The organism is Mesorhizobium sp. B2-3-2 (assembly GCF_006442295.1).
In the GTDB taxonomy this organism is placed as follows: domain Bacteria; phylum Pseudomonadota; class Alphaproteobacteria; order Rhizobiales; family Rhizobiaceae; genus Mesorhizobium.
The window spans coordinates 89868-108027 of the sequence record NZ_VFWA01000014.1; the positions used below are offsets into that span (position 1 = coordinate 89868).

The window sequence follows — 18160 nt, forward strand, 5'->3', positions numbered from 1 at the left end:
CGCGAGATAATCGTCTCTGAGGCCGCATGTCGAAACGATTCGCCTGCCCTTTGCATGGGCCTGGTGTAGCCGCTCCGCACAAGGAAGGTCGCCCCATGAAGCGAAAACGCTTGGCCGGCAATCGGTCTCCTCAATCGACAATGGTGGCGGACAGGGTCCGCCACCATTGTGATAACAAGCCGCGATAGAGGTCTGCCCGGATTATTTTCCGGCGGCAGCCGCATTCTTTACCCAGCCATCGAACTCCGACTGATTTGCGGCAATCCAGTTGTTGGCGATCTTCTTGATCTCGGCGTCGGTCTTGTTGCCGGCCCCCAGATCGCCTTCCCACTGGCTCCAGATGTCCAGCGACCATTTCGCCTGTTCGATGAATTTCTTGGCCGCCGGATTGTCAGCCAGGAACTTCTTGTTGGCGAGCGTGCGCCAGTTCCATGGGCCAACCGCCATGCGGCATGGGTTCTGGCCCCCCGCACAGCCGACCACATCCTTGACCTCGTGCGTCTTCGGTTTCGATACGCCCTCGGGAAGAGCGTCATACGGGATCGGCAGCCACACCACGTCCTTGCCGGGCTTCAGCCGATAGACGATCCAGGATGGACTCCAGGTGTAAAGAAGGATCGGCTCTCCGCGGTCGGCCCGAGCAAAGACCTCACCGATCAGCGGCTCGTATTTGGCGCGGATGGAGCGCACCGTATCGCTCAAGCCGAACTCCTTGACCTGGAAATCGACGACGTCGCCGCACTTCCAAGCCGGATCGCAATTCACCAGATTGGCTTTTCCGTCACCGTCGGTGTCGAACAAGGCCGCGATCTTCGGGTCCTTCAGTTGCGAGACATTGGTGATGTTGTTGGCTTCGGCCGTCTTCTTGTCGATCATGTAGCCGTTGATGCCGCCGCCCGCGATCGTGCCTTCATTGATCAGTTCGACCGTATCCGAGATCTGTGCGATGGCGGGCTCGGCCTGCGGCCAGTTGATGTCGCCGGTCATGTCGAGGTCGTCCTGCGAAATGGCCTGCAGGATCGCCGACATGTTCATGGTCGACAACTTTACGTCGTAACCGAGTTTCTCGAGGCCCGCTATCAGGACCTGGTCCTGAATATAGTTGGCGCCCAGGCTGTCGGAGGACGTGAAACGAATGGTCTTGCCTTCGCCAGGCTTATCCTGCGCAAGACTCTGCCCACCCATCATGGTTGCTGCAACAGCCATGGCGCAGGCCAGTCTCAGTCCCTTGCGGTATCGATAATTCACCGACATGTATTCTCCCCTTGTTGTGATATTTGTTGCGTCGTTCCGCCTGATCGAGACGGTGTTCACACCTGCTGGTGGTTCGTTTCGAAACTCCCCGCTTCCTCATTTCTGGGACGCAGCAGCTGAGCCAGCGCGGCGCGGATGCCCCGGGTCGGTCCGGCCTTGTCCTGGTTGGCCAGGCCCTGTGTGATGCGATCGAGGATCATGGCTAGCAGGACGATGGCGATGCCGCCGACGGCAGCCATGCCGACATCGAGACGTCCCAGCCCCTGCAGGACCACAAGTCCGAGCCCTTCGGCCCCGATCATGGATACGATCACCGACATGACCATGGCCATCAGTACCGTCTGGTTGAGGCCGCCCAGAATGGTTGGCAAGGCTAATGGAAGTTGGACTTCCCAGAGAAGTTGGCGATCGGTGGCACCGAAAGCCCGCCCCGCCTCGACCATCTCCTTGTCGACAAGCCGAATCCCGAGATTGGTGAAGCGGATCAGCGGCGATATCGCCGCCACGATGACCGCGACTGCCCCAGGCACTGTTCCGACGCCGAACAGCATGACCACCGGAACCAGATAGACGAAGCTGGGCGTCGTCTGCATGACATCGAGCACCGGCCGCACAATGGTCCAGGCGCGGTCGTGGCGGGCGCACAGGATTCCGATTGGAATGCCAAGGATGACGCACACCACGATTGCCGTGGCGATGAGCGACAGGGTGGTGATCGCTTCCGCCCACAGGCCCATGAAGGCAATCAGGGTCAGCGAAAGCAGCGTGAATATGGCCACGCCACGCGATGCGGAGCGCCATGCGATGAGGGCAAATATCCCGATCAGGATCGGAAACGGAATGGCATGGAGTCCATGGTCGATCGCGGTCAGAAGGGTCTCGACGGGCCACTTGATGGTCTGGAACAGCGGCCGGAAATGCATTGCCAGCCAGCGGACGCCGACCTGGATCCACTGGTCCAGCGGGATGACATAGAGATTATCGACATCCAGCATGATCAGGCCTCCGCTCCCGGGGATTGCGAGGAAGCCGCCGCCGGAGCGCCAATGCGGGATAAGATCTGGAGTGGATCGACACGCCCCAAATACCGGCCGCCCTCGTCAACAACGGCTATCGGCCGGTCTCGATGGCACAGGCTGGCCACCACCGACAGCTTTTCCGTGCCGCATACCGTCTCATAGTCCTTGCTCATCAATGATTGGATCGTCGAACCATCGGCGAGGCGTGGCAACTGGCGTGGTCCGACGACACCCACGACCTGCATCGAATCGTCGACGATGAACACCGGTTCGCCCTTGGCATCGCGGCCGCCGGACGCACGTCCGTCTAGCCGAAGCGGGCTGCTTTCCACCATCACGGAACTGGCATCGAACAGATGGGCCCGGTTGACGTCGCGGGTGAAGGCAGCGACGTAGTCATTGCCGGGCTTGGTCACGATGTCCTGCGGAACGCCTTCGCGCATCACCATTCCATCAGCCATGATGGCGACCCGACTTCCGAGCTTCAGCGCCTCCTGAAAATCATGCGTGATAAACAGGATGGTCTTGTGGAAAGTCCTGTGCAGGCGCAGCAGTTCGTCCTGCATTTCGCTGCGGATGAGTGGGTCCAGCGCGCTGAAAGCCTCGTCCATGATCAGGACATCGGCATCCGTGGCGAGTGCGCGGGCCAATCCGACGCGCTGACGCATGCCGCCGCTCAGCGTACCGGGAAGATGATTTGCCCACGAAGCCAGCCCGACGACCTCCAGCACTTCCATCACCTTCTTCCTGCGCGCGGCGGCTGGCACACCTCGCAGTTTCAGGCCGAACTCGGCATTCTCCAACACAGTTCTGTTCGGCAACAGGCCGAAGTGCTGGAACACCATGGAGATACGCGTCCGGCGGATTTCGCGCAGCCGCGCTTCGCTGGCGCCGGTGATCTCCTCGCCATCGATGAGGATGCGCCCTGCATTCGGCTCGATGAGGCGATTGATGCATCGCGCAAGCGTCGACTTACCAGAGCCGGACAAGCCCATGATCATGTAAATCGAACCGACGGGAACGGACAGCGACACGTCGCTCAAGCCGACGACCTGCCCGGTCTTCTGGAGCACAGCTTCCTTTGTCTCGCCAGACTTCAGCATGGCCAAAGCCGATTCCGGCGATCTGCCGAAAATCTTGTACACGCCCTCGACCGTTATGCGATCCGTCACACCTGTCCTCCACTCCTGGCCTGGCGGACGATAGTCAGCACATTCCAGAGCCACGATCCCGATAAGTGAAGATAGAACTGCACCCGCCGTCTTCCCCCGTTCGGCAGGATACCCGCGTAGCCCAGTGCTATGAAGGAAAGCATACGGCTCGCGGGTTCGATGATATAGGCTCTCCGCTACCCGGATAAGTATAATCCGGGACGCCTGTATGGAGAAACGGCGTGCTGGCTTCGCTTAAAAACCCTGCCCTCATGGTCGTGGACATGCAGAACGATTTCGTGCGCAGGCATGCGCCGATGGAGGTTCCATCCGCGCGCGAAACCATACCTTCGATCGGCAGTATCGTTGCGGCGTTTCGCGGCAACGGCAAGCCGGTGATATTCACGCGATACGTTGCCGACCCCCTGTATCAGGCCCTGGCCGGCAAGCTGACCTGGATCAAGCTGACCGATGCGCCGACCCATGCGTGCGTACCGGGCTTCATGCGCTCCTACGGCGATGTCGAGGGGATGCGGGATGCCGCGGAGGTGATCGACGAGCTTGCGCCACAGGATGGCGACATCGTGCTGGATAAAGTCTATTTCAGCGCCTTTCATGCCACGGATCTTGCCAAGACGCTCAAGCGGCTTGCGGTGGATGGTCTGGTATTCGTCGGCACGGTAGCCGAGATGTGCGTCGAAGATAGCTGCCGTCACGCCGTGCATTTCGGTTATCCCACGATTGTGGTGGAGGATGCTGTTTCTTCCAACCATCCGCCCAGCCGGCAGGCCATGCTCGATGCTTTCGCACGCAACTACGGCTGGGTCATGACCACGGACCGGCTCTTGGATTCTTTCGCGGTCGGGCAACCGGGAAGCCAGGTCTTGAACCTACCGCAGGGGTGAAAAATCGGTCGGGATCAGGATTCGGTTTTCCATCGTTTCGATATTCTCGGTGAGCTTGATCGTAAACGCCCGCCACGCGGGATCTTCGGCCAGCCGCTGACGCCGCTCGGCGCGGTCGTTCAGATCGCTATAGCCCCATAGATGCACGACATGGTTGAGAGGTCCGATCTCGGTGCGGAAATAGCCGATCAGGTTGCCCAGGATCGGCTGCTGGATGGCAAGGCCTTCCTCGCTGATAAGCTGCATGTACCTGGCGAGACGGCCGGCCCTTATCTTGTAGATGCGTTCCTCGACAATCATGGCGCGACAGCTCCCATCAGGCGATCACCCGCGACTTTTCCCTACCCGCTTCCTTCTCGCGCATCGCAAATACGGGCATCACTTCCTTGATGAACAGCGTCAGTGATTTCTTCTGCACTTCAAAGGGCAGATCGAAGGCGAGGCCGAGGCAGAACTGATCTACGCCCGCCGCTTCATAGACCATCAGCTTTTCGACCACCTCGTCCGGCGTGCCGAACAGGAGATTGTCGCGGATCGACCGCGGATCGTAGTCGCCGCTGTTGCCAACGGTGTCGTAAGAAACCGCTTCAGGAAAACCGTTCTTCACCGTACCGATGTTCTGGAACAGGTTCTCGAAGCTGCGGCCATATTGATAGCTGTAGCGAACCGGCAGTTCCCAGTCCTCGGGACGTTCATACACGCAAGTGCGGCGCAGCATCATGAACCGCGGCCTCGGCACTTCGGGATGGTCCTGGACCGCCTTCTTGAACTTGTCGCCGAGAATGCCGACTTCCGCGACCGGCCGCGACAACGGCGTGGAGAGGATGTTGTGGCCATTGCGAACCGCCCAATCGAATGTGCCGGGGTCTCGCGCAGCCACCCAGATGGGCGGGTTCGGCTGCTGCAAGGGCTTCGGCACCGAGGTCGCCAGCGGGAAGCGGTAATACTTCCCCTCGTGCGCGTAATCGCCTGCCCATAATTTCTGGACTGCCGGTAGCAGTTCCTGCATGAAGGCGCCGCCTTCCTGTTGCGGGATGCCTCCCGCCATACGGTCGAATTCATACTGATAGGCGCCGCGGGCGATGCCGAATTCCAGCCGTCCTCCCGTCAGGTGATCGCAAAGTGCGGCCTCTCCCGCGAGACGGATCGGGGTCCAGTACGGCGCGACGATGGTGGCGGTGCCAAGCCGGATCTGTTCGGTATGAGCTCCCCACCAGACCAGCAACTGGAACGGGCCGGGCGCGATCGTGAATTCAATCGTGTGATGCTCGGGCGACCAGGCGGTCTCGAAGCCGCCGGCATCGGCCATACGTACCAGTTCCAGCGTCTCAGCCGCCACCTGGCGCATATCCTTGCCGGGACTGAACCTCTCCATGTTCAGGGAAACGGAAAATTTCATGGCAATGACCTTTCGAATATTAGGGGATCGTCAGATGAGGCATCAGCGCAAACGGATTACGAACGGGTCCTGCGTGGCGCCGGAGTAGTCGATGACGACATTCTTCAAGCGGGAGAACTCGCGCATGACTTCGAAACCCCCACGCTTGCCGTAACCGCTCTCCTTGAACCCGCCGGAGGGCGACATGTAAGCAGCCGAGCGGTACGTATTGACCCAGACCGTGCCGGCATCGACGTTGCGCGCAAAGCGCAGCGCCCGGTCGATGTCGCGGGTCCAGACACCCGCCGCCAGCCCATAATGGGTGTCGTTGGCAAGCCTAATCAGCTCGCTTTCATTGTCGAACGCCACGACGCCCACGACCGGGCCGAAAATTTCGTCGCGCATGAAGCGCATGTCGTTGCGCGCATCCGCCAGAACCGTGGGCTCGTAATACCAGCCGCCGCAGAGGTCGTCCCGCAGCGGCCGGTGGCCGCCGGCAACCAGCCGCGCGCCATCGGCGACGCCGTAGTCCACATACTGCTCGACCTTGTCGAGTTGGGCAGCCAGCGCCAGCGGACCGATTTCCGTGTCCTCATCGGTCGGATGGCCGATACGCACGCGCCTGGTACGATCCGCCAGCTTTTCGACGAATGCGGCATAGATGGATTTTTCGACGAAACAGCGCGAGCCTGCGATACAGGTCTGCCCGGCAGCGGCGAACACGCCGGCAACCACGCCGTTCACCGCACGCTCGATGTCGGTATCGGCGAATACAACATGGGGCGACTTGCCGCCCAGTTCCATCTGACACGAAACAAGTCGGCTGGCAGCGTTGGCGGCGATGCGGCGGCCGGTTGCCGTACTGCCCGTGAAGGCAATCTTGGCGACATCGGGATGCAAGGTCAGCGCTTCGCCCGCCGTGGCGCCCTTGCCGGTGACGACATTGAAAACGCCAGCCGGGAAGCCCGCTTTTGCAATCAGTTCGGCGAGGGCAAGGGTGGACGCAGAAGTATGCTCTGATGGCTTGACCACGACCGTGTTGCCAATCGCCAGGCAGGGTGCGAGCGTGCCGGTCAACAGCATCAGCGGTGAATTCCACGGCGAGATCATGCCCACCACGCCGATCGGCTCGCGCAGCGTGAAGTTCAGCATATCGAGTTTGTTGACGGGTATCGTCTCGCCATGCAGCTTGTCGGCCATTCCGGCGAAATAGAGATAGCTGTCCGGCGCCGCGCGCAGTTGCACACGCATCTCTTTCAGAAGCTTGCCGTTGTCACGCGTCTCGATGGCGGCGAGTTCATCGGCATGTTCCGCGATGAGATCGGCCAACCGGCGCAGCAGCTTGCCGCGATCCGTCTGCGTCAGCCTGCGCCAAGCCGGATCGTGAAACGCTCTTTTGGCTGCCTGCACGGCGGCGTCGACATCGTCCGGCCCGGCGTCGGCAACCTCATACCAGGGCGCCGCGTTCGTCGGATCGTAGCTCGGCATGTAGCGGCCGGACCGCGGCGCGACGCGCTCCCCGGCAATGAAAAGATCCTGGCGCGACCCTTCGATCACCTTCAGCGTCAGGTCCATCATCTCATCCCTTCGCGGCTTCTCGGTCGCCGGCCAAACCGTTAAGCGACCGCCACGGACGCGGGGTGCCGTCTATCATCGCCACCCGGCCGCCATCGCTGGAATCGACGTAGATCCCGAAGCGAGAGTCCGCGCGCTCATGCAGGTAACGGCGCAGCGTTGCGCGTATCTGCCTGATCGGAATGCTGTCCCAAGGCAGCTCTTCATGGGCAAAGAACCTCAGCGACGGCGACAAATCCGGCATTTCACCGGGTGGGCCCGCGAGCGCGCCACGGTAAACGACATAGCCGGGCTGCTGGTCGGCCACATCGAAGACCGAATAGAGAAAGGCATCGTTGGTGAGCGGCGCAACCACGCCGCCGCCTTCGAAGCTGAGCATGTCGCCCGGCTTACGGTGCGTTGCCGTCGGCAGTTCCCAGCCTCCGGCGCCATCGTCGCGCAGCAGGATGCGGCCGTCATGCTCGACCAGGTAGCCGATGATCATGCGATGGGAAGGCGTCCAGCCAGGCGGCATCGGGTCTTCCACGCAGACATAGCGCCCCCGGCAAAACCCTAGCGGAGCGGCAGGGCTGGTGCCGAAAGCACGCACCCGGCCGATCAGGATCACATGATCTCCCGCCTCGATACGGTCATGCACCGTGCAGTCGAACCAGGTGAGGCTGTCGGTGAGCACCGGCGAGCCCGTATGCACGGTAGTATGGGCTATCGTCTCGAACTTGGAGAGTGACTTCGAGGCGAAGAGGCTCGCCACCTCCTTCTGGCGGTCGTGCAGAACGTTGACGGCGAAGCCTTCGGCCGTGTTGAACGCGGGAAAGCTGCTGGCGCTCTTTCCTATGCAGACGAGCAGCAGCGGCGGCTCAAGGGAGACTGAGGTGAAGGAATTCGCAGTCATGCCGCGCGGCGAACCATCTTCGTCCCGCGTCGTCACCACCGTGATGCCCGTGACGAAGGTGCCGAACGTTCGCCGCAGTTCCACTGGATCGATCGTGCTCAGCTCTTTTTCCCTCTTGTCCGTCATGCGTCCTGCCTCTCCAGGAGAGTGGAAGGATAAAGGGACGTGAGAGAGGGTCTTCCTGCTCTACGCAGGAGAGGCGGTAGTCAGGCTCCTAGGACACGAAGCAGAGACCGCGTCAGACAGGTTGCTCCCGGGCAATGGTCTCGTTGAGGCGTATTGCCAGTTCAAGCGCGAACCGACGTTCGGGTGAATCGATCTCGATGCCAAACAGTTCCTGGATACGGTTCAGGCGGTAGCGAAGCGTTGTAACATGCAATTCCATCGCATCCGCGCAGGCCTGGCTGCGGCAACCGTGCTCCAGAAAGACGGTCAGGGTCCTGATATAGTCCGTTGCATGCGCCTCGTCGTGACGCACGACCGCGCCAATGGCGATATCCACGAACGACCTCACTTCCTTGCTGTCGGCCGCCGAAAGCAGCAGCGGAAAAGGACCGAAGTCCTGGGGCGCAAGCAAACCGGTACGGTTGAAGCGGACGGCAAGACGGATCATGCGCTCGCATTCAAGCCATGCCTGGGGATAGTCGTGAATGCTCGAACAGGTCTTACCCGCCACGATGATCGGCTTGGTGCCGATCAGCCACTGCGTTTCCTCGATCAGCTTGCGCACAAACGTCTTGACCACCGTGTCCGCGTCGCGGGGTGCGTCGGGAATGCGGCACAGAATGATCTCGCCCAATGCGGCGGCGGTCGCCTGCGGCGCCAATTGGCCGGCGAGCCGCATGATGGAGCGGTGCAGTTCGGGTATGGTCTTGGCCTTTTCCGGCACAGTTTCCGGGAGGCCGATCGCGACCAGCCTGGCGGTGGCGTTTACGTCAATGCCGAGCCGGCGCGCCCGCGCCGTCAAATCGTCGACGTTGCGCCAGTTGCCGGAAACGATTTCCATGAACAATTCGCTGGAAGTCTGCGATTCCGTCTGGAAGCGTAAATGGCTGCGCATCAACTGGACGCTGAGCGCGAACCGAGCGCTCTGAAGAAGAAGATGATCGAGGTCGCCGAAATTGGCGTCGAGCGAAAACACGATCAGCGCCCCTACCGTCTTGCCATCCACGACCAACGGCTCCACCGCCGCCGGCAGGTTGAGGTGATGCCCGCCGCAGTTTAGGTACAGCTTGCGCATTTCAAGCCCGGCCTGGTCCGAGATATCGCGAGCAAGACGGAGAAACTGGCGGCTCATGCAATCGTCCATCTCCTCGCGCCAGCGGTCGGTGTCGATGAGGTCCGGCTTCGGCGAGCGCCCGGCAACGACCAGGTTGGCAGTCAGATCCACCACGACGATTGCGTTCGGCAGGAAGGTTTCGACCATGGAAGCCGCAGATGCGACGGAACCGTCCGACAGGACCTGGTGCATCAGGGTGGAATGCGCGGCAAGTGCGTTTTGGAGTTGCGCGGCGGCAGCATGTTCCGCCCTTAGCCTGTGGGCCTTGTCCACGGCTATGGCGCCCAGATGCACGATCGTCTGCAGGAATGCGAGATCGGCCGCCGACAGATCGACAACGTCGCGCGACTGCACCGACAAGACCATCGCGCGGTCTTCCATGTCCCGGCAGCCCAGCGGCAAAACCACGACAGTGCGATAGCCGCGCTGGATTGCCTCTTCCCGATAGCCGGGAAATTCGATGCTCTCCTGGGCATCGCGAATGATCACCGGATCATTGCGGGTCAACGCGATGAGGGATGGACTTGTCGCCAGCGTCCAGCGGTTGCGATAGGACTTCGTCAACTGGCTCGGATCATGCCGGGTCACGACCACAGCATTGCCATCCGCCTGATCGATGCTCATCACCGCCGCCATCGACCAGGCATCGTGCTGACATGCCGCATCGACAAGGTGCTGCAGCGTTGTCTCGAGGTCGACGCTGGAATTGATGAGGCTGGTCACGTCGCGCAGGACGCGTGACAGCGGGCGATCCAAAGCGCTCAACAGAACCTCGCTGCTTGCCGGTACTCGATCGTTACATAGCCTTCCTGGTCGATGGCGCGCCACAGTCATATTCGTTACCGGCGGCCATGCCGCCGCATGGCCGGCATGGATAGGATCGACCTTGCCGGCTGTTCTCGAAAGGTTTGGCAGGCCTTCAAAGCGACATGATGACCGACTTGGTCTCCGTATAAAGGTTCAGCCCTTCCTGTCCCCGTTCCCTGCCCCAGCCGGATTGCTTGAAGCCGCCGGTGGGTATTGCCGCGTCCACCGAGCCGTGTACGTTGACCCCGATCCGGCCCGCGCGAATTCGCCGTACCATCTTGTGGGCGACGCTCAGGTCCCGTGTCCAGACGCTGCCGGCAAGCCCGAAAATGCTGTCATTCGCCTGCCGTGCGATCTGTTCCAGGTCGTCGTCATCGAAGCTCATGGCGCACAGGACAGGACCGAAAATCTCTTCCTGCACCACAGCCATGTCGGGCCGGGTGTCGGTCAGCACGGTCGGCGCAATGAAGTTGCCTTCATTGCCTATCCGCGTGCCGCCAAACGCCACCGTTGCACCGGCGCTCCTGCCCTGCTCGATGTAGCCCATCACGCGGTCGCACTGGACCGGGGAAATGACCGGCCCCATCTGGACGCCTTCGCTGAGGCCATGACCGACGCGGATGTTCCCCGCCCGCTGGCCGATCCCATCCACGATCTGGTCGAACACCTTCTTATGGGCAAACAGCCGCGATCCCGCGGTGCAGACCTGGCCGCTGTTGGCAAAAATGCCCTGTGTGACACCGGGAATGGCAACCGACATGTCAGCATCGGGAAAGACGATGACGGGCGACTTCCCTCCCAGTTCGAGCGACACTTTCTTCAAATTGCCCGCGGCAGCCTTGACGATAATGCGGCCGACCTCGCTGGAACCCGTAAAGGCAACCTTGTCGATCTGGGGGTGCGAGGCGATCGCGGCACCCGCCGTCGGGCCAAAACCGGTTACGATATTGACCACGCCGGCGGGAATGCCGGCCTCCTGGACCAGTTCACCGAAGCGCAGCGCCGTCAGCGGCGTCTGCTCCGCCGGCTTGAGCACGATCGTGCAGCCGGTGGCCAGCGCCGGAGCTACTTTCCAGGCCAGCATGAGCAGTGGCGCATTCCACGGAATGATCTGCCCGACGACGCCGACCGGCTCGCGCACCGTGAAGGCATGGTACTTGTCCGGCGCGGAGATCGAAATGGTTTCCCCTGTGATCTTGGTCGCCCAGCCCGCCATGTAGCGGAACATATCCACGCTGAGCGCGACGTCGGAATTCCGAGCATTGGCAAGCGGCTTGCCATTGTTGAGAACCTCCAGTTCGGCCAGTTCATCGGCGTTCTGTTCCAGCAGGTCCGCCAGTTTCCAGATGAGACGTCCACGTTCGCTGGGCGTGATGCGGCTCCATGGGCCTTCTTCAAAGGCCCGTCGCGCAGCTTTGACGGCATTGTCGATATCGGCGGCGTCGCCCTCCGGAACCTGTGCAATTATGCGTCCCGTGCCCGGATCATATGTGTCGAAAATCTTCCCGGACTGAGCCGGCACCCATTTTCCATCGATAAGGAGCTTTTTCTCCTGGCGCAAAAAGGACGCCGCCTTCTCTCCAATTCGGAACTGCTCAGCATGTGTGTTCATCGAATTCTCCATAGGTATCGGGAAGCGCCTTGCCCGGATTCGTTCAAGGGCGTCCATCTGAAGCGCCCTCGTTAATGCTTGTCACTCGATCACCAAGTGGTCGGGTCCGACCGCGCGAGGCTGCCGCTTCGGCGGAATGAAATCGAGCGGCCGCACGGGAGACGGCAATTCCGTCACTGGCTTGCCGATCAAACGGTGCCTGTCCGCGGCCGGCTCTGGGTTCGGCACCGCTGCCATCAGCTTCTGGGTATAGGGATGTTTCGGGTTCCCTATCACCTCGCGGCTGGGCCCGATCTCCACGATCTCGCCAAGATACATGACCGCCACGCGGTGGCTGACACGTTCGACAATGGCCATGTCGTGACTGATGAAGAGGTAGGACAACCGCAGGTCCTCCTGCAACTCAAGCAGCAGGTCGATCACCTGCGCCTTTACCGAAACGTCGAGGGCCGAGACGGCCTCGTCGGCTATGATGACCTTCGGGTCGAGCATCAGGGTTCGCGCAATGCAGATTCGCTGACGCTGTCCGCCGGAAAACTCGTGCGGAAGACGGGTGATCATCGACGGTTCGAGGCCGACACGCTCCAGAAGATGTTTCGCCTTGTCCAGGGCCTTGGCCCTGGTCGCCAACCCATGGCATAGCAGGGGCTCCGCCAGGATCGCACCGACGTTTTGCTTCGGGTCCAGGGAACTGAAAGGATCCTGGAAGATCATCTGCACATTGCGCCGGAGATCCGAAAGATCGGACCTGTTGTCGCGCCGCACCGTCCGTCCGTCGTAGACCACCTCGCCGGAATCCGGAGGATTGAGAAACAGGATGCTGCGTCCGGTCGTCGACTTGCCGCAGCCGGACTCGCCAACCAGCGACAGCGTTTCTCCAGGCATGATGTCGAAGCTTAGACCTTCGACGGCATGGAGACGCCCCACCTTGCGACGCATTGCTCCGCCACGCACGTCGAACCGGGTCACCAGCTTGCGCACGCTCAAAACCGGCTTCGGCACGGCATCATTGGCAGGCGAGCGGTAGGAGCGGGCCACGCCTTGCCCCAGGCGGGGGACCGCGTCGATCAGCATCCTCGTATAGTCCTCGCGCGGACGCTCGAAGACGTCCTTTACTGCTCCCGTCTCCACCACGCGTCCCTTGTGCATGACCATGACGCGGTCGGCGATGTTGGCCACTACGCCCATGTCGTGCGTGATGAACAGGATCGCGGTGCCGGTGTCGCGCTGGACCTCGTTCAGGAGATCGAGTATTTGCGCCTGGATCGTCACGTCGAGCGCTGTTGTCGGCTCATCGGCGATGAGCAGCTTCGGCGAGCACGCCAATGCGATGGCGATCATGATCCGCTGCCGCATCCCCCCGGAGAACATGTGAGGATAGTCATTGAACCGCCGCCGCGCGTCAGGAATGCGAACGCGGTCGAAAAGCCGGATGCCCTCCTCCCGCGCCTCGGCATCGCTCAAGGGTCGATGCTGGCGCAGCATTTCCTTGATCTGGGTGCTGACCTGCAGAACCGGGTTCAGGCTCATCATCGGTTCTTGGAAGATCATGCTGGCAATGCCGCCACGCACCCGCCGCAATGTCGATGTCGACGCCCCCACCACTTGCTGGCCATCCACGATGACCGAACCGGTCACTTGGGTATTGCCGGAAAGCAGTCCCATGATCGTCATGGAGGTGACGCTCTTGCCGGACCCCGACTCGCCGACAAGCGCCAGCGTCTCGCCAGCATGGATGGCCAGATCGACATCATGCACCACCTGATGCTTGCCGAAAGCGACGTTGAGGCCTTTTACCTCGACCACTGGATCGGATTTCCGTTCAGTCATGAGCTTGGCGCCGGTGCAACAGTGAAGCCCGCCTGCGAGCGAGAGCGCTCCGAAGTCGGAGCCCAGGTGAGCATTTCGAGCGCGTACAGCGCATCCAGCGTCTCCCGCGACAGGGGAATGCCCTTCTGGTGCGCCACGGCGATCTTTTCCCGAGGCCGAACGCCAACGTGCCCGGACGCCTTCAGCTCAGGCCTGCGGGTGCTGACCATGAGAAGCGCGCAGCCCGGCGTCAGCACGGCGGCGTCGATCGATTGCAGAACCGCCGTGTCCTCACCGAGGAGCGCCGCGAGGGCATCCCGGCCCCGGCCCGAATAAAGCACACCCCGTGCGTCCGGTTCAGCCAACAGCCAATCGAAGGGTCCATCCCTGGCGATGATGCCGATAGAGGAGAGATTGTAGTCCATCGCACCGACCAGCGTGGCCGGAACAAGCAACAGCTCGGTCGCCGCCGATATCCGGCACATTTCCCATTTGGCGCCGCCTGCATGCGCGGCCAGAGCATCGATCGCGGCAGGTCCCGCTTCCAGAAATGAAACGCCGGCGGCGTCCAGCATCGTGAGCTCGTCCGATTTCCGATAGCGGAAGCCATGGGAGGGCCGCGGTCCCGCCTGGCGAATTTCATCCAGAATAGCCGGATCGAGCGCCGCACCTGTTGCAACGAGATGAGCGCCCCGGTCAGCGGTTCCGAACGCGTAGCCCAGCGCCCTAAGCGACCACGGCAGGACGCGGGTCAGTTCGGAATAGGCAACAAACATGGTCGTGCTCACAGGGCGACCTCATTCTCATGCTTACGAACCCGGGAACCCGGCCTGTCAGGCTCGAGGAATTCCGAAGGCAGCGGCTGGTCTTGGAAGAAAGTCCCCCGCACATAGCGGATGCTGAGCGGCGTCGAGCCGCGAATGCCCAGCGACGCAAGGAAAAACCGTATGAGATCGGCGGGGACGAAATCGCGATGCGCGAGCGGATCGCGTATTTCCGCATAGGGCAGGCCATCCAGATATTGCAAGCGCGAAATGGCGTAATGCAGGTCCGGATGGTCGAGAACGACGTCGCCGGCGCGCTCCTTGTCGCCACGGCTGACCAGCACCGCCGCCAGCCTCTGGATCAGTCCGATATGATCGATGAAGGATTCGAAACGCTCGTGCGGGTCGATGATCCGCTCGCCGCGCCTTTGTTCGCCATTATCGATCGAATGGTACCAGAAGTGCTGATGGGTTTCGGCAAGCGTGCGGTCGGCGGTGAGAGCCCAGACGTAGTTTCTGCGCAGGATCTCGCGCAGTTCAGCGACTGTCATTGCTGGCTGCAATTGCCGTTTGCGGGCTGCGCCGATCTGGAAATAGGGCGCGATGGCGTCACAGAAGTCCGGTACCACGTCGAGAAGTACGCTATGGAACTGCTCACTGGTCTCGCCATCCATGACTTCTGCGACGTGCGCAGCAACGTCGCCCCAGCACTGGAACCGTCCTTCGCGCAGGCTTGCCGATACGCGTGTCAGGTTCTCGATGATGGTTTCGTTGGCCATCACATAGTCCTGCGTCTGTGGGTCGGTCTGCGCGTAGATGCGGATGGTGCTCTCTATCGAGCCGCGGACAACCGAAATGCTTCCCGTATCGACCGGCAGGCTTTTTGCGTAGCCAAGCGCCGCCTCGCGCACAGTCACCCAGGTGGCGACCCAATGCGGCCAGCGCTGGAGGGCAACGCACATGCCCTGGCCTGAAGAATTGCCTATTCCAAGCCCGCGCGCGATCGAAATGTCGAGCTGCGCTGCGTCCGGATTGCGCCGCCGCGCCACGGCATTGACGAGATCGATGGAGACGAGCCGCACCAGGTAGATGGCGAAGATATCCGCAAAGAACGGGTGCGCCAGCGGATGCCCGTCGGGAATGCCCGGATAGGAAACCGTGCCGTTGCGGCCACTGCTTTGAAAGCCACCGTTTCGCATGAGATAGGCGATGCCAAGCTCGGGGGCGGGCTGTTCGCCGCGGGACAGGGCTTCGACAGCGGCGTCGAAATGCCGGCTGCTGCGATTGGCCGGGGTCCAGCCGACCACATCCGAATCCGTACGCATCTGGCCTTCAGCCTTGATGTCGAACGTTTCGAATTCCTGCTCGATACGCTGTTGGCTGGCAAGATTGACGAAGAGCGCGCCGAACATGTCACGGTCCGCGCCATCGGAGCGGCGTCCGACTTTTTCGATTCCGTCCCATGGATATGCTCGGGCAATATAGGAGAAGGAATGGCCTTCCGCGTCGATCCGGTAGACGAATCTCGCCGCGCCGTCATCGCCGCATTCCGCCGAGATCATCCTTATCTGCCAGCGTTCGCGAACGATCCTGCGCAACAACATGTCGGCAAAACTGACGCGCGAAGCCTTGAAGCAGCGAAGGTTCTCCACACGCATCAGAACATCCGCCGGCCGCATCCATCGCCGCGCCTTCAGGACACCTTCCCGGCCCGCAAACTCCTGCAGGCGTTGTTCTATGAATGCCGGCAGCGGCGGCTCGACCTGGTTAGACGTCATTTCCCTGTTCCAATCAGCGATCATTGCGGGACGCGGCCTCGTTCATGCTCGACCCGACAAGATAAAATGTGAAAACTGTAAGGGCGACGGCAGCGCCCGGCCCCAGGCTGAGCAGCGGCAGGATCGGCAGGAACATCGAACCGTCGCGTACCATGCCGCCCCAATCCGGAGCCGGCGGAGGAACGCCCAGCCCCAGGAAGCTGAGGCTTGCGGAGGTGAAGATCGCGAAGGCCACATTGATTGCGAACTGCGCCCACACCACGCGCATCGTGTTTGGCATGATATGATGGCGAATGATCCAGAAAGAGCTTGCGCCCGTGGCGCGCGCAGCTTCCACGAAGACCATTTCCCGGACGACGAAGACCTGACCGCGAACCAACCGGGCGACCGTCGGCGCGGTGACGACACCCAGCGTCACCGCCAGGTTGACCACCGATGGCCCAAGCATCGCGGTGATGATCAATGCGAGAACGAGCCCCGGCAAGGCGATGAAAATGTCGATGATCTGGACGAGGAAGAAATCGATCCAGCCACGGAAAAATCCGGCGATCAGGCCAATGGGCGCGCCGATCAGCACAGCCACGATCGCCGCCGAAGCACCTACCTGCAGTGAAACCCTCGTTCCGTAGATGACGCGCGACAGCACGTCCCGGCCAAGTTGATCCGTGCCAAGGATGTTTTCAGCCGAAGGCGGGCCGAGGACGTTCACCGTCGTGGCGGTCGGGTGCAGGGGCGCGATCAAGGGCGCGAACACCGCGATCAAAGTGATGATCACCAGAAGCGTCAGGCCAAGGACCAATCGGAATGGAAGTTTTCTCATTGGATGCTAAGCCGATGTTCGCACGAGCGGATTGACGAGGCTGTAGGTCACGTCCGCCACAAGGTTGAGGATCATCACGCCGACGATGATCACCATTCCAACCGACAGCATGACGGGAAAATCCCGGGACGAGATCGCTTCCACCAGAAGCCGGCCCATGCCCGGCATCGAAAAGACGGTTTCGGTGACGACCGCGCCGCCAACCAGTTGTCCAAGCGAAAGACCGGCATAGGTGATCAAGGGCAATATGCTGTTGGGCAGAATGTGCCGGTAGGAAATGCGCGCCTCGGACAGCCCCTTCGAACGCGCGGCCTGGATGTAGAGGCTGCCTTTCACCGACTGGTATTCGGCTTTGTAGACGAGCGTGAAGGAGCTGAAATAGAAGGTCGTAAGCGTGATGACAGGCAGGATCATGTGGATGAGATGCTGCCCGGCGCCCCGTGACCACGGCGACCATCCGGTCGTCGGCAGCCAGCGGAGCTGAACCGAAAACAGGTAGATCAGCAGCAGCCCGAGAAAGAAATTCGGTACGGTGATGCCGACGATGCTGACGGCGGCGGTGAGCCGGTCCACCAGCTTTTTCATGAACGTCGCCGAATTGATCAGCGTGGCGCCCAGGAAAGCGATGAGGATCGCCCAGGATGCCAGCTCGAGCGTTAGAGGAAGGGCATCCGCGATCATTTGCGCGACAGGCTGTTGGGTGGAATAAGACCGGCCCAGGTCGCCCGACAATGCGGCGCTGATCCAGTTCCAGTAACGCGACAGGATGGGCTGGTCGAAGCCTAGCTTCGCGTTGAGTTCGGCGATCGATTGGGGGGATGCGTTCTCGCCCAGCATGATCGCCGCCGGCGTCCCCAGAAAGGACGTCACCGACGTGAACAGCAGAAACGTCAGAACGATAACGTTCGGAACCATGATCGCTATGCGGGAAAGTACAAGCGCAAGCATGCCGGCCTCAGTTCATCGCGAAGGATTGAAGAAACGTCTCCGGGGCGCCCGTCTCGCAAAGCGGGCGGTTGGTGCACATCCGATGGGCGGCGGTCATAGTGGCGATCAAGTTCCTCTACCGGTTGCAGGCGGGACCAGGTCCCACCCGCGCCAGAAGCCGCGGCGCGGC

The 18160-nt window shown here is 61.4% G+C and carries 15 protein-coding genes; 1 reads left to right on the forward strand and 14 read right to left on the reverse strand.

The window, feature by feature from the left end:
* Positions 1 to 201 precede the first annotated feature (201 nt).
* Genes proX through FJ964_RS24760 form a run of 3 tightly spaced genes read right to left on the reverse strand, consistent with a single transcriptional unit; the run spans position 202 to position 3445 of the window.
* A complete protein-coding gene (proX, locus tag FJ964_RS24750; RefSeq protein ID WP_140552825.1) occupies positions 202 to 1254 on the reverse strand; it encodes a glycine betaine/L-proline ABC transporter substrate-binding protein ProX in 1053 nt (350 codons plus the stop codon).
* Positions 1255 to 1310: 56 nt separating this feature from the next.
* On the reverse strand, positions 1311 to 2249 hold the full coding sequence (locus FJ964_RS24755) for a proline/glycine betaine ABC transporter permease (protein ID WP_140498487.1): 939 nt from the start codon (positions 2247 to 2249) through the stop codon (positions 1311 to 1313).
* A gap of 2 nt (positions 2250 to 2251) precedes the next feature.
* The gene (locus tag FJ964_RS24760; RefSeq protein WP_140552826.1) at positions 2252 to 3445 is read right to left on the reverse strand and encodes a glycine betaine/L-proline ABC transporter ATP-binding protein; all 1194 of its coding nucleotides are present in this window, start codon (positions 3443 to 3445) and stop codon (positions 2252 to 2254) included.
* 221 nt (positions 3446 to 3666) lie between these two features.
* On the opposite strand from FJ964_RS24760, the gene FJ964_RS24765 reads away from it, so the two are divergent.
* The gene (locus FJ964_RS24765; protein ID WP_140552827.1) at positions 3667 to 4329 is read left to right on the forward strand and encodes a cysteine hydrolase; all 663 of its coding nucleotides are present in this window, start codon (positions 3667 to 3669) and stop codon (positions 4327 to 4329) included.
* Here FJ964_RS24765 and FJ964_RS24770 read toward each other — a convergent pair.
* From FJ964_RS24770 to FJ964_RS24820, 11 genes are all read right to left on the reverse strand, one after another.
* Positions 4315 to 4629, reverse strand: coding sequence for an NIPSNAP family protein (locus tag FJ964_RS24770; protein ID WP_140552828.1), 315 nt, complete (start codon positions 4627 to 4629; stop codon positions 4315 to 4317). The two genes, FJ964_RS24765 and FJ964_RS24770, sit on opposite strands and share 15 nt — an antisense overlap.
* A gap of 16 nt (positions 4630 to 4645) precedes the next feature.
* On the reverse strand, positions 4646 to 5728 hold the full coding sequence (locus FJ964_RS24775; protein WP_140552829.1) for an LLM class flavin-dependent oxidoreductase: 1083 nt from the start codon (positions 5726 to 5728) through the stop codon (positions 4646 to 4648).
* A gap of 42 nt (positions 5729 to 5770) precedes the next feature.
* Complete coding sequence (locus FJ964_RS24780) at positions 5771 to 7282, reverse strand: aldehyde dehydrogenase (protein ID WP_140552830.1); 1512 nt, start codon at positions 7280 to 7282, stop codon at positions 5771 to 5773.
* 4 nt (positions 7283 to 7286) lie between these two features.
* Positions 7287 to 8300 carry a flavin reductase gene (locus FJ964_RS24785; protein WP_140552831.1) on the reverse strand — a complete coding sequence of 338 codons (1014 nt, stop codon included), beginning with the start codon at positions 8298 to 8300 and terminating at the stop codon, positions 7287 to 7289.
* Between the two features lie 112 nt (positions 8301 to 8412).
* Positions 8413 to 10287, reverse strand: a complete 1875-nt coding sequence (locus FJ964_RS24790) for a helix-turn-helix domain-containing protein (protein WP_140552832.1) — start codon at positions 10285 to 10287, stop codon at positions 8413 to 8415.
* Positions 10288 to 10372: 85 nt separating this feature from the next.
* Positions 10373 to 11872: an aldehyde dehydrogenase family protein gene (locus tag FJ964_RS24795; RefSeq protein WP_140552833.1), complete on the reverse strand. Its 1500-nt coding sequence runs from the start codon at positions 11870 to 11872 to the stop codon at positions 10373 to 10375.
* An 81-nt stretch (positions 11873 to 11953) separates the two neighbouring features.
* Positions 11954 to 13702, reverse strand: a complete 1749-nt coding sequence (locus FJ964_RS24800; protein WP_140552834.1) for an ABC transporter ATP-binding protein — start codon at positions 13700 to 13702, stop codon at positions 11954 to 11956.
* The gene (locus FJ964_RS24805) at positions 13699 to 14457 is read right to left on the reverse strand and encodes a hypothetical protein (RefSeq protein WP_140552835.1); all 759 of its coding nucleotides are present in this window, start codon (positions 14455 to 14457) and stop codon (positions 13699 to 13701) included. Before FJ964_RS24805 ends, FJ964_RS24800 begins: the two co-directional genes overlap by 4 nt.
* Positions 14458 to 14465: 8 nt before the next feature.
* Complete coding sequence (locus tag FJ964_RS24810; protein WP_140552836.1) at positions 14466 to 16223, reverse strand: hypothetical protein; 1758 nt, start codon at positions 16221 to 16223, stop codon at positions 14466 to 14468.
* A gap of 13 nt (positions 16224 to 16236) precedes the next feature.
* A complete protein-coding gene (locus FJ964_RS24815; RefSeq protein ID WP_140552837.1) occupies positions 16237 to 17043 on the reverse strand; it encodes an ABC transporter permease in 807 nt (268 codons plus the stop codon).
* Positions 17044 to 17049: 6 nt separating this feature from the next.
* Positions 17050 to 17991: an ABC transporter permease gene (locus FJ964_RS24820; protein ID WP_140513435.1), complete on the reverse strand. Its 942-nt coding sequence runs from the start codon at positions 17989 to 17991 to the stop codon at positions 17050 to 17052.
* Positions 17992 to 18160: the final 169 nt, after the last annotated feature.

Bases quoted from the DNA above. Each gene is read 5' to 3' on its own strand.
- proX (WP_140552825.1), bottom strand. From the start codon at position 1,254: ATGTCGGTGAATTATCGATACCGCAAGGGACTGAGACTGGCCTGCGCC.
- FJ964_RS24755 (WP_140498487.1), bottom strand. From the start codon at position 2,249: ATGCTGGATGTCGATAATCTCTATGTCATCCCGCTGGACCAGTGGATC.
- FJ964_RS24770 (WP_140552828.1), bottom strand. From the start codon at position 4,629: ATGATTGTCGAGGAACGCATCTACAAGATAAGGGCCGGCCGTCTCGCC.
- FJ964_RS24775 (WP_140552829.1), bottom strand. From the start codon at position 5,728: ATGAAATTTTCCGTTTCCCTGAACATGGAGAGGTTCAGTCCCGGCAAG.
- FJ964_RS24780 (WP_140552830.1), bottom strand. From the start codon at position 7,282: ATGGACCTGACGCTGAAGGTGATCGAAGGGTCGCGCCAGGATCTTTTC.
- FJ964_RS24785 (WP_140552831.1), bottom strand. From the start codon at position 8,300: ATGACGGACAAGAGGGAAAAAGAGCTGAGCACGATCGATCCAGTGGAA.
- FJ964_RS24790 (WP_140552832.1), bottom strand. From the start codon at position 10,287: ATGACTGTGGCGCGCCATCGACCAGGAAGGCTATGTAACGATCGAGTA.
- FJ964_RS24795 (WP_140552833.1), bottom strand. From the start codon at position 11,872: ATGAACACACATGCTGAGCAGTTCCGAATTGGAGAGAAGGCGGCGTCC.
- FJ964_RS24800 (WP_140552834.1), bottom strand. From the start codon at position 13,702: ATGACTGAACGGAAATCCGATCCAGTGGTCGAGGTAAAAGGCCTCAAC.
- FJ964_RS24805 (WP_140552835.1), bottom strand. From the start codon at position 14,457: ATGTTTGTTGCCTATTCCGAACTGACCCGCGTCCTGCCGTGGTCGCTT.
- FJ964_RS24810 (WP_140552836.1), bottom strand. From the start codon at position 16,223: ATGACGTCTAACCAGGTCGAGCCGCCGCTGCCGGCATTCATAGAACAA.
- FJ964_RS24815 (WP_140552837.1), bottom strand. From the start codon at position 17,043: ATGAGAAAACTTCCATTCCGATTGGTCCTTGGCCTGACGCTTCTGGTG.
- FJ964_RS24820 (WP_140513435.1), bottom strand. From the start codon at position 17,991: ATGCTTGCGCTTGTACTTTCCCGCATAGCGATCATGGTTCCGAACGTT.